Source organism: Paraburkholderia sp. BCC1876 (assembly GCF_902833695.1).
Taxonomy (GTDB): Bacteria; Pseudomonadota; Gammaproteobacteria; order Burkholderiales; family Burkholderiaceae; genus Paraburkholderia.
In genome coordinates this window covers 139,845-151,409 of record NZ_CADFGI010000014.1, presented here as the reverse complement: position 1 = coordinate 151,409, position 11,565 = coordinate 139,845, and the positions used below count along the sequence as shown (strand labels likewise).

The following is an 11,565-nucleotide window of genomic DNA, read 5'->3' as shown; positions in this document are numbered from 1 at the left end:
TTTACCCCGCATTTTTATCAGCATGCCTAATTTCTTTGCACGGACAAAAAGATTCAATAGCGGCAATTTCTCTTAGATAACGAACGACGGCGCATACAACCGCGCATCAATCAAATACGACAGGATCGCGCAATCAACGGCATTGATCGCGAGGCGCGATCCATCAATTTAATACTTTCATTTAGCTTACTTCATGGGTGAGCCGTGAAAGGCTACCCGCGCCCGCTTGCGAGCCACGTCATGACTTCTGCCTGACACCAGGCTGAGCTTTTCTTTCATTTGGTGGACGCAAACATATCAGGACAGAATCGCTCAGTCAAAATTTGTTTGATCGGCGTAAAAAAATTGTGCGACGCGCGTAACACCCCACCTTACGGCGCTGGCGCCGATTTGCACCACGTCGGTGCCGCTATCCCATAACTGTTATGGCTTGCACCAATTTAAGTCAGCGCCATACGAATTCTTTCAATGCAAGAAATCTGACAAAAAAAAACCTGCGCACCTAGGGGAAGGCGGCAGGTTGAGAGCACTGACGAGTGCACTTATCTCAGCGATAAGGTGCAGGCATTGTAATCACATTGAAAATAATATGTAAATGGCGATAAGCGACGAATAGAGGATAACGACGAGAGAACGTCGTTAAGCCGGCGATACTCTCTGAGGTCCGCAGAGACATGCTCCGCTTGCGGAGAACTGGCTGGTTGCGTAGAGACCAACGTTATATTTGTACGGATGCCTAACGTTGTGATCGGTCAAGTAAAACATGCAGCAATCCGTTTCCGAATGCTGCATGCGTGTCGCCGCGATCGCGTTGGGCTATCTCACCGCCGGTTCGAGCCGGATACGACGTCGATCCAAACCGCGAGCACCAGAATGCTGCCCTTCACGATCATCTGCCAGTAAGCGTCGACGTCGAGCATCGACATGCCGTTATCGAGGCTCGCCATCACCAGCGCGCCGATCAATGCGCCGTACACAGTGCCGGAACCACCCCGCATCGACGTCCCGCCGATAAAGCACGCGGCGATCGCATCGAGTTCACCCATCGAGCCCGCCGACGGCGAGCCGGCCGCCAGCCGCGCCGTGTTGACAATGCCGCCGAACGCACACATCAGCCCCATCAGCGCGAAGATCGCGAGCTTCACGCGGTTCGTATTGACGCCGGAAAGGCGCGTCGCTTCCAGGTTCGAACCAACTGCGTAAATGCGCCGTCCGAACACGGTCTGCGTCGCGATCCACGTGAAGATGCCGAGCAGCGCGAGCAGTAACAGCACCGGCACCGGAATGCCACCGTAACGATCGAGCGTGGCGACAAAGCCTGCCAGAATCACGCCCGCACCGACCACCTTGACGACGTCCTGCCACACCGGCACCACGCGCAATTGATAGCGCTCGCGATTGCGCCGCTGCCGCAGTGTGAGAAACGCGAGCAGCACGAATAGCACGACGGCGAGCGCGTCACCCACGAGCCGCGGCAAATAGCCTTGACCGAGAAACACGAAACCGTCGGAGACCGGTGCAATCGTCGAACCACCCGTGACGCCGAGCAGAATGCCGCGATACGCGAGCATGCCACCCAGGCCGACAATGAACGAAGGCACGCGGCGATAGGTTGACCACCATCCATTGAACATGCCGACCACGACGCCGAGCAGCATCACCACGGGCACGGTCACGCCGATCGGCCAATGACGGTTGACGTCGAGTATCGCGGCGACGCCGCCGAGTAAACCGAGCAGCGAACCGACCGACAGATCGATCTCGCCCGCGATGATCACGAACACCATGCCGCACGCGAGCATGCCGGTAATCGACATTTGCCGCAGCAGATTCGACAGATTGCGCGGTGTGACGAATGCGCCGTGCGTGAGGAACGAGAAGAAAATCCAGATCGCGGCCACCGCAATCAGCAACGCGAGAATCTTGTAGCGTGCGAACAATTGCTGAATGCGCTGCGGGCCGCCGAAAGCACCGCGTGGCGCGGCGCCGTCGGCGCGTTGGGAAGTAACGTCGGGCGTCATGCGGCACTCGCTGCGGTTGGGTTCGGGGATCGCTGCACGGGGCGGATCGCGGCGCTGAGAATGTCCTCCTGGGTGAGGCCGTCGTTGACGAAATCGCCCCGTAGTTCACCCTCGCCGATCACCAGTACGCGATCGCTAATGCCGAGTACCTCGGGCAATTCGGACGACACCATCACGATCGACATACCGCGCTGCGCCAGTTGAAAAATCAGTTTGTAGATTTCGTATTTCGCGCCGACGTCGACGCCTCGCGTGGGCTCGTCGAGAATCAGTACCTTGGGATCGGTCAGCAGCATGCGTGTGAGCACGGCCTTCTGCTGATTGCCGCCGGACAGGCTCGCAATCGACAGCATCGGATGCGCCGCGCGCACCGAAAGCCGCTTCATCTCCGTGTTGATCGTGTCGAGTTCGGCGGCCGAATCGATCCGTCCGCCTTTGGTGAAACGTTGCAACACCGCGAGCGTGATGTTGTGGCCGACACTCAAACCCGGCACGATGCCGTGTCGTTTGCGATCTTCCGGCACCATGCCGATGCCCGCGCGAATCGCATCCACGGGTGCGCGAATCTTCAGCGGCTTGCCTTCCAGCACGACCGTCGCTTCGCTCACCCCGGCGTATGCACCGAATACCGCCTCCATCAATTCGGTGCGCCCTGCACCGACCAGACCGGCCACGCCAAGAATCTCGCCGCGCCGCAGCGCGAACGACACGTCGTTGACCCGCTTGCGCCGCGGATTGGTGACGTCGAAGCAGGTCACATTGCGCGCTTCAAAGATCACGTCGCCGATCGGATGCGGCTCGCGCGGAAACAGATTCTTGATCTCACGGCCGACCATCAGCGAAATGATGCGGTCGGTGGTGAGCGAACGCATCGGCTCGGTGGCGACATGGCGGCCGTCGCGAATCACGCTGATCGTGTCGCAGACCGCCGCGACTTCGTCGAGCTTGTGCGAGATGTACACGCACGCCACACCGCGTCGTTTCAGATCGCGCACAATGTCGAGCAGAATACGGATCTCCGACGCGGTCAGCGACGACGACGGCTCATCGAGAATCAACAATTTCGCGCGCTTGTTCAACGCCTTCGCGATCTCGATCAATTGCTGATGACCGCCGCCGTAGTTCATCACCGGCTGCGCGGCATTGATGCCGCCAATGCCGAGTTCGCGCATGAGTTCGTCGGCGCGCTGATACATGGCCGCGTAATTCATGCGGCCGCCGGGCAGCGTGATTTCATTGCCGAGAAAGATGTTCTCCGCCACGGAGAGCTGCGGCACCAGCATCAACTCCTGGTGAATGATGATGATGCCGGCGCGTTCTGTGTCGCGCACGCTGGCGGCCTTCAGCGGCTCGCCTTCCCACGTGATGTCGCCGTCCCAGGTGCCGTAGGGATAGACGCCCGACAGCACTTTCATCAGCGTCGATTTGCCCGCGCCGTTCTCGCCGCACAGGCCGACACACTCGCCCGGCGCGACCGTCAGGTCGATGCCGTCGAGCGCTTTCACGCCGGAAAATGCCTTGACGATGCCCCGCATCGTCAGCAAGGGTTGAGTCATTCGCTATGCCTCGCTGCAAGGCGCGCGGCGGCGGCGACACCGCTGGAGCGTGTCGAGATCCGCCGCGCACACGTTACGCTCATTGGCTCGCGAGCTGGGCCTGGGTATAGAAGCCGTCCTTGATCACCACGTCGACGTTGCTCCTGGTTAGCAACGTAGGCTGCAGCAACACCGTGTCGACCTTCTTCTTGCCGTTGTCGTATTGCGCGTTGAAGGCCGGCTTCTCGCCTCTGGCCAGCGCCACGGAGAGTTTCGCCGCTTCGCTCGCGATCAGCTTCAAAGGCTTGTACACCGTCATGGTCTGCGTGCCGGCAATCACCCGCTTCACTGCGGCGAGGTCCGCGTCCTGGCCCGACACCGGCACTTTGCCCGCCATGTGTTGCGCGGCAAGCGCCTGGATCGCGCCGCCGGCGGTGCCATCGTTCGATGCGACGATCGCGTCGATCTTATTGTTGTTCGCCGTCAACGCATCCTCGGTAATACGCAATGCCGTGGAGGCGCTCCATTCCGGCACCCACTGCTGACCGACAATCTTGATGTCGCCCTTGTCCATGGCCGGTTTCAGGATCTTGAGCTGGCCTTCGCGCAGCATCTTGGCGTTGTTGTCGGTCGGCGCGCCGCCGAGCAGGAAGTAGTTGCCCTTAGGTTGTGCGTTGTAGACGCCTTGCGCCTGCAATTCGCCGACTTTTTCGTTGTCGAACGAGATGTAGGCATCGACGTCGGCGTCGAGAATCAGGCGGTCATACGAAACGACCTTGATGCCGGCTTTCTTCGCTTCGGCAACCACATTGCCGAGTGTCTTCGAATTGAACGGCACGATCACGATCACATCCACGCCGCGCGAAATCAGGTTCTCGATCTGCGAGATCTGCCGCTCCTCGCTCGCATCGGCCGATTGCACTGACACTTTCGCGCCGAGCTTTTCCGCGGCGGCGACGAAATAGTCGCGATCGCGCGACCAGCGTTCCACACGCAGATCGTCGATACAGAAACCGATTTCAGGGTGATCCTTGCTTGCATGCGCGAGCGGCGCGGCAAGCGACAGGCTGGCAAGTACCGCTCCACACACGAGCGAACTCAGTACGGTACGACGCGTTGCGAATTTCATGTCTGTCTCCATCTTCTGATAGTCGGAATACCGGATTGGACGGTCTGCGCTGCGAGCCGCAAGACCGGACAAGCGACAACCCAAAGCTTCCTGTTTCGCGCGGTCGACGTGGCCGCGCGATTTTTATGTAATGCTGCTGTTGCCTGGTGCGTATGCTGCGAAGCGCGCTCAACGCCCGCTGTAAATCGCCTGATTCACGATACTTTCCATCAACTCCTGATGCCCACTGGCGTGCTGCGGATTCAATCCACGCGTCAGCGCGTCCGACGCCAACGTCGACAGCGAATAATCGCCCGAGAGAATCTTGCGGCCGAATTCCGCCTCCCAGCCCGCGTAACGCTGACGTTTGAATTGTTCGAGACGATCGTTTTCGATCAGCACCGCGGCCCGTTCGACAGCGATCGCGAGATTGTCGATCGCGCCGATGTGGCCGTAGAACAGATCTTCCGGATCGACGCTCTGCCGCCGCACTTTCGAATCGAAGTTCATGCCGCCAGTCGTGAACCCACCATGCTTGAGAATTTCGTAAAGGGCCAACGTCAGCTCTTCGACACTATTTGGGAATTGATCGGTATCCCAGCCGTTCTGCGGATCGCCGCGATTCGCGTCGACGCTGCCGAAAATACCGAGCGCGTAAGCCGTGGCGATCTCGTGATGAAACGAATGGCCGGCGAGTGTCGCGTGATTGGCCTCGATGTTCACGCGAATCTCTTTCTCGAGTCCGTGTTGCAACAGAAAGCCGTGAACCGTCGCGACGTCGTAGTCGTATTGATGTTTGGTCGGCTCCTGCGGCTTGGGTTCGATCAGCAACGCACCCTTGAAACCGAGCTGATGCTTGTGGTCGACCACCATATGCAGGAAGCGCGCAAGCTGATCGCGTTCGCGCACGAGGTCGGTATTGAGCAGCGTGTCGTAGCCTTCGCGGCCGCCCCACAACACATAGTTCTCACCGCCAAGCCGGTGCGTCGCGTCGAGCGCATGACGCACTTGCGTCGCGGCAAACGCGAATACTTCGGGGTCGGGACTGGTTGCGGCGCCAGCCGCGTAACGCGGATGCGAGAACAGATTGGCCGTGCCCCATAGCAATTTGACGCCGCTGTCTTGCTGCTTGCGCGCCAGATAGTCGGCCATACGCGAGAAGTTTTCGCTGTATTCCTTCAGGCTTGCGCCTTCGGGCGCGACATCGGTGTCGTGAAACGTGTAGTACGGCGTGGCAAGCTTCGAGAAGAAGTCGAAGGCGGCGTCGGCTTTTTGCTGCGCCCGCTCCATTGCGTCGCCGGCCTGCTGCCACGGGCGCCGGAACGTCCCATGCCCGAAGATGTCCGTGCCTGGCCACACGAACGTATGCCAGTAGCACACCGCAATACGCAGGTGTTCTTCGAGGGTTTTACCGAGTACTTTTTTACTTTTATCGTAATGGTGGTACGCAAGCGGATTGTCCGATTGCGGGCCTTCATAACGGATCTCGGGAATGTGTTCGAAATAGGACATCGGCGTCTCCTGTTTATGTTGCAATGCAACTCGCCCGGCGTTGCCGTAGCGGTCGACAAGGTGACGCCATGCTGACGCCTGGACGAGGCATCGGCAATTGCGAAATTGCGCAGCGTGCTTGATGTTTCTTACCGCCCGCGCGTTTGATTCGCACGGCTTCGCGATTCGGGGCCTAGAATAACCAGACGCTTAAAAACGATGCGGTACAAACCCGCACTCAACCGGAGACGAAGGCGCGTGGCGTCCGATTCACGACCCGCACGCCGCCCACCCATGACCCGTCCGCAAACACCACAGACGACCCATCGGATCGCGCTGCTGTTCAACGCGAACAAGGTCTACGACCGCGAGATCATTTCCGGCATCGGCAATTACCTGCTGTCGACGCGCGTGGCGTGGGATCTGTTTCTCGAAGAAGATTTTCGCTGCCGGCTCACGGGGATCGAGCGCTTCGACGGCGACGGGATCATTGCGGATTTCGACGATCCGGCCGTCGGCGAAGCGCTGCGCGATTGTCCGCTGCCGGTGGTGGCGGTGGGGTCGTCGTTCGAAGAGCCGGCGCACTACCCTCCGGACTTACCCTATATCGCTACAGACAACAGCAAGCTCGTCTCGCTGGCCTACACGCATCTGATCGGCGCCGGCCTCGAGCACTTCGCGCTGTACAGCCTGCCGCAGGCGCAGGAAAACCGCTGGGCGCAACAGCGGGAACTGGCGTTCGCGCATTTGCGGCGTGCGGACGGCCACAGCGAGGAGCAGATCGACAGCGAGATCTATCGCGGGCTCTCCACCAGCGCGCCATCATGGAACCAGGCGACCGAACAACTCACCACGTGGCTACGCGAATTGCCGAAGCCGGTCGGCATCATTGCCGTGACCGACGCACGCGCGCGGCACTTGCTGCAGGCCTGCCTGATCGCGGGCATTCCCGTGCCGGAGGAAGTGGCGATTATCGGCATCGACAACGATCCGCTCACGCGCACGTTGACGCGAATTCCACTTTCGTCGGTCATTCAGGGCACCGACGAAATGGGCCGTACCGCCGCCCATTTGTTGCATCAGATGCTGCACGGCGCACGTTTCCCGGGGCGGCGAATTCTCGTGCCGCCCGTCGGTATTAATGTGCTTGAGTCGACCAAACATCAACCGCTTGCGAGTCCGTATGTGATGCGCGCGCGGCACTTTATTCGCCAATACGCATGCCAGGGCATTCGCACCGAGCAGGTGGCCGATTACGTGGGCGTGTCGCGTTCGTCGCTCGAAGAATACTTCCGGCGCGAACGGCAATGCACGGTGCACCAGGAAATCCTGCGCCATAAACTCGACGTCGCGAAAGCACTGCTAGCCAAACGCGACGCGTCCAGCGCGGAGGTCGCAATCCGCTGCGGCTTCACGTCGCTGCAGTACATGTATGCGGTATTTCGGCGTGAGCTCGGCTGCACGCCGCGCGAGTACCAGGACCGCGCGAATGCGGCGCAGACGTCGACGCCCATGCCCGACTGAGCGCACCTTTACTCTCTTATTTCGACCGACGACATGATCAGCATCGCACACCTTTCTTCCGAGCCGTGGGGCACGTTGCACGGCGGCGATCCCGTCCGGCTCTTCACGCTGCGCAACGCGCACGGCATGAAAGTTGCCATCAGCGACCTGGGCGCGACGCTGGTGTCGTGGCATGCGCCGGATCGCGCGGGGCGTCTCGGCGATATTCTGCTGGGTCATGACACGCCGGCCGACTACGTGGCGGCCACCACTTATATGGGCGGCTTGATCGGCCGCTGGGCGAACCGCATTGCGGATGCGCGCTTCACGCTCGACGGCATCGAGTACACACTCGACCGCAACGAAGGCGCGAACCTGTTGCATGGCGGCACCGTGGGTTTTCATCGTGCGCTGTGGGACGTGAGCGAGGACAACGGCGCGCTGCTCATGCGCCTGGAGTCGCCCGAAGGCGATGCCGGTTTCCCGGGCAACGTGACCACGCAAGTGCGCTATACGCTCGACGACGACGGCACACTGACCATTGCCTATGAAGCGATCACCGACGCTGCGACGCCGCTCAATCTGACGAGCCATGCGTACTTCAATCTGACTGGCCGCCCCGGCACGGATATTCGCGGTCATGTGTTGTCGATCGACGCCGAGCGTTTCTTCGAAGTCGACGCGGCGATGATTCCGTGCCGGCTCGCGGAAGTCGCGGGCAACGCATTCGACTTCCGGCAAAGCGCGCCGATTGGCGCACGTCTGGACTGGCCCCATGCGCAACTGGCACGGGCGCATGGATTCGATCATTGCTACGTACTGCACGACGCCGCAGACGCCGGTACATTGCCGTTACGCCCGGTTGCCTGTGCGTATGACCCGGGCAGCGGACGCGAATTGACCGTCTCGACCGATCAATGCGGCTTACAGTTTTATACCGGCAACTGGCTGAATGGCGAGAAGGGGCGCGGCGGCATCACCTACCAGGCGCATGCCGGGTTGTGTCTCGAAGCGGGCGGTTTTCCGAACCAGGTCAATATGGCCGGGCAGGAACGGAGAATCGTGCGAGCCGGCGATACGTACCGGCAAGTCACGACTTATAGAGTCGATGTACGCCAAGGCGTATGAAGCGATTCATCCTATCTTACGACGTGGCTTACAGCGCGCCGACTTACTGTTTGCGGCAATACTGAATTAACGTACCAGGTGTTTCCCCAGGACCGCGGGCTTCCTAGACTCCTTCAATGGGCGCCGTAAATTGCTGCGGTGCCGGATAAAACAATTCCGGAGGGAAGCATCATGAAATCGCTAATCAAAGCCGTTGCGCTGGTGGTCGTGCTGGCTGCGCCAGTAGTGGCGCTCGCGCAATCCGACCAGCAGCCGCTCACGCGTGCACAGGTCAAGGCTCAGTTGAAGCAACTCGAAGACGCCGGCTACAACCCGGCTGTTGCGACCGACGCCACTTATCCCGCCGATATTCAGGCAGCCGAAGCACGCGTTGCAGCGCAAAACGCAACGGGCTACGGCAGTCCGGCGGGTGGCACATCGCAAACGGGTTCCGAAGCACCGATGGCGAATCCGGCGCAGCAAGCGCCGATGACCAACAGCCAATAACGCATTACGTCCCGTTCATTCGATGCGAGTGCATGTCGCGCTCGCATTGGCATGCACGCGCGCGACCATGACGACCTCATGTCAGAAAGTCCTTTGACGAAAATAATGGCTCGGCTATCCTAAGGCGGCAGTCTGGTGGTTCTCGCAGCGTCGTTGTTCACGTCAACGAGAACTTCTACTCAACGTCGCTTCGGGTTCAATTGTGAAAGTCCGTGGTCCATTGGTGAGATACCAGCCTGGTCGGGAAAGAACATTCCTGTCCGGCTGTCCGATCGCTCATCAGGGGAGCAGCTGCGCTTCGCCATCCCGCCCCCTGTCCATCGATACCGTCTTGTCGCGCCGTTCCGTGCGCCGGCATAACGTCATCGCAGCGCCCTCTGCTATTCCCGTTCGCACCGACGAAATCGCGTCGCTTCTGCCTTAGCCCCCCTCTCTTTTCGCGAGCCTGCGTTGCATGCGGTAGACCGCTCGTTTAGCTAGCGGCTGACCGTTTGCCATGCGTTTGCCTGGTCGTGCCGTGCAAGTTCGCTTGCCCGCGCGAAACGGCTGCCGGCGTTCGCCCATACGCCTCCCTTTTTGCTTTGCTGTGCGCTTGCGCCGCGGCAGGCGGCGTCACGCCTCGTCGTTTCGGCAAAAAACCGAAGATGAACCCAAGGAGATTGCAGAATGAAGACCCGTCATAACACGCTGCTTTCGCTCACCGGCACGCTGCTGTGCTCGCTGACCGCTATGACCACGATGAGCGCCGCGTGTGCCGCGGATACGTCGCTGAACGTCTACAACTGGTCGGACTACATAGCGAAGGACACGATCGCCAACTTCGAAAAGCAATCCGGCATCAACGTGAAGTACGACAGTTACGACAGCGACGACACTTTGCAGGCCAAACTGCTCGCAGGCAGTTCGGGCTATGACATCGTGGTGCCGACATCGAGCTACATGGCGCGGCAGATCGAAGCCGGCGTCTATCAGAAGATCGACAAATCGAAGATGCCGAATCTCGCGAATCTCGATCCCGGCCTCATGAAACTGATCTCCGACGCGGACCCCGGCAATCAATACGGCGTGCCCTGGGCATGGGGCACGGACGGCATTGGCTATAACGTGCAAGCCGTGAAGAAAGCGCTGGGTGGTGAAGCACCGGTGGATAGCTGGTCGCTGCTGTTCGATGCAGCGAATCTGTCGAAAGTAAAAAGTTGCGGCGTCTCCTTCCTCGATTCGGCATCGGATGTTTTTCCCGCCGTGCTTCAGTACATGCACAAAGACCCGAACAGCACCAATCCCGGCGACTACCAGGCCGCGTACGAAGTATTGAAGAAGATCCGTCCGTACATCACGCAGTTCAATTCGTCCGGCTACATCAACGATCTCGCGAACAACGATATCTGCGTCGCGTTCGGCTTTTCAGGTGATGTGGGGATTGCCCGGCGTCGCGCGTCGGAGGCCAAACGCTCTTACGAAGTCCGGTTCTCGAATATCAAGGATGCGGGACTGGTGTGGATGGATGTGATGGTCATTCCGAAAGATGCCCCACATCCGGAAGCGGCAATGAAATGGATGAACTACATCGAAGACCCGAAGGTCAGCGCCGCCATTACCAACGAAGTGTTCTATCCGACCGCGAACCGGGCCGCGCGGCAATTCGTAACGCCCACCATCGAACAGGATGCGAACGTCTATCCGCCCGCAGACGTGCTGAACAAGATGACGTTGATGCGGCCGCAACCGGCGCCGATCATGCGGCTCGAAAACCGGCTTTGGGCGCAGTTGAAATCGGGCAGTTGAGCAACGCACGTTGAGTGGAAGTTGGCTGGATGACGGGTTTTCAGATGAGTCTTTCCGGCGTGGCGTGCGCAGTGGGTGCGTGTGCCACGCTTTTTTTGATCTTGCCGTTTTTTCGCGTTTTAACTGGGACATCATGAGCATTTCGAACATCGTAGATTTCGCGCAGCCGGCGAAAGAAAGCATCGAGTACATGCCAAAGACCGAAGCGGTACTCGCCGGCAATCCGTCACAGGCCGTTCATACGCATTTCACCAGCCCTTGCGGTCAACTCGCGGCGGGCATGTGGGAAGGCGCATGTGGACAGTGGAGCGTGAACTTCACCGAGAGTGAGTACTGTGAAATTCTCGAAGGCGTGTCCGTCATTCGTGACGCTGACGGAACGAGTAAAACCGTACGAACGGGCGATCGTTTTCTGATTCCGGCCGGATTCAAAGGGACGTGGGAAGTACTTGAGCCCTGCAGGAAAATTTTTGTTTCGGTGGAGTTCAAGGGATAAACGACAGCAGAG

Annotated in this window: 9 protein-coding genes; 5 read left to right on the top strand and 4 right to left on the bottom strand. The window is 59.6% G+C overall.

Annotation, left to right across the window (positions count from 1 at the left end; translation table 11 throughout):
- Window positions 1-821: 821 nt before the first annotated feature.
- From HWY05_RS33940 to xylA, 4 genes are all read right to left on the bottom strand, one after another.
- On the bottom strand, window positions 822-2,021 hold the full coding sequence (locus HWY05_RS33940; protein WP_176061095.1) for a sugar ABC transporter permease: 1,200 nt from the start codon (window positions 2,019-2,021) through the stop codon (window positions 822-824).
- The gene (xylG, locus tag HWY05_RS33935; RefSeq protein WP_176061094.1) at window positions 2,018-3,577 is read right to left on the bottom strand and encodes a D-xylose ABC transporter ATP-binding protein; all 1,560 of its coding nucleotides are present in this window, start codon (window positions 3,575-3,577) and stop codon (window positions 2,018-2,020) included. The genes HWY05_RS33940 and xylG overlap by 4 nt, the downstream gene beginning before the upstream one ends.
- A gap of 79 nt (window positions 3,578-3,656) precedes the next feature.
- Entirely contained in the window at window positions 3,657-4,685 is a 1,029-nt protein-coding gene (gene xylF / locus HWY05_RS33930) for a D-xylose ABC transporter substrate-binding protein (RefSeq protein ID WP_035561282.1), read from the bottom strand.
- Window positions 4,686-4,853: 168 nt separating this feature from the next.
- Entirely contained in the window at window positions 4,854-6,176 is a 1,323-nt protein-coding gene (xylA, locus tag HWY05_RS33925) for a xylose isomerase (RefSeq protein ID WP_176061093.1), read from the bottom strand.
- Window positions 6,177-6,449: 273 nt separating this feature from the next.
- On the opposite strand from xylA, the gene HWY05_RS33920 reads away from it, so the two are divergent.
- From HWY05_RS33920 to HWY05_RS33900, 5 genes are all read left to right on the top strand, one after another.
- Window positions 6,450-7,679 (top strand): DNA-binding transcriptional regulator, encoded by a 1,230-nt coding sequence (locus tag HWY05_RS33920; protein WP_176061092.1) that lies wholly within the window; start codon window positions 6,450-6,452, stop codon window positions 7,677-7,679.
- Between the two features lie 33 nt (window positions 7,680-7,712).
- Window positions 7,713-8,786 carry an aldose epimerase family protein gene (locus tag HWY05_RS33915; protein WP_176061091.1) on the top strand — a complete coding sequence of 358 codons (1,074 nt, stop codon included), beginning with the start codon at window positions 7,713-7,715 and terminating at the stop codon, window positions 8,784-8,786.
- 171 nt (window positions 8,787-8,957) lie between these two features.
- Window positions 8,958-9,272, top strand: a complete 315-nt coding sequence (locus HWY05_RS33910; RefSeq protein WP_176061090.1) for a DUF4148 domain-containing protein — start codon at window positions 8,958-8,960, stop codon at window positions 9,270-9,272.
- A 729-nt stretch (window positions 9,273-10,001) separates the two neighbouring features.
- The gene (locus HWY05_RS33905; RefSeq protein WP_231585164.1) at window positions 10,002-11,057 is read left to right on the top strand and encodes a polyamine ABC transporter substrate-binding protein; all 1,056 of its coding nucleotides are present in this window, start codon (window positions 10,002-10,004) and stop codon (window positions 11,055-11,057) included.
- Window positions 11,058-11,190: 133 nt separating this feature from the next.
- Window positions 11,191-11,553 carry a cupin domain-containing protein gene (locus HWY05_RS33900; RefSeq protein WP_035561266.1) on the top strand — a complete coding sequence of 121 codons (363 nt, stop codon included), beginning with the start codon at window positions 11,191-11,193 and terminating at the stop codon, window positions 11,551-11,553.
- Window positions 11,554-11,565 lie beyond the last annotated feature (12 nt).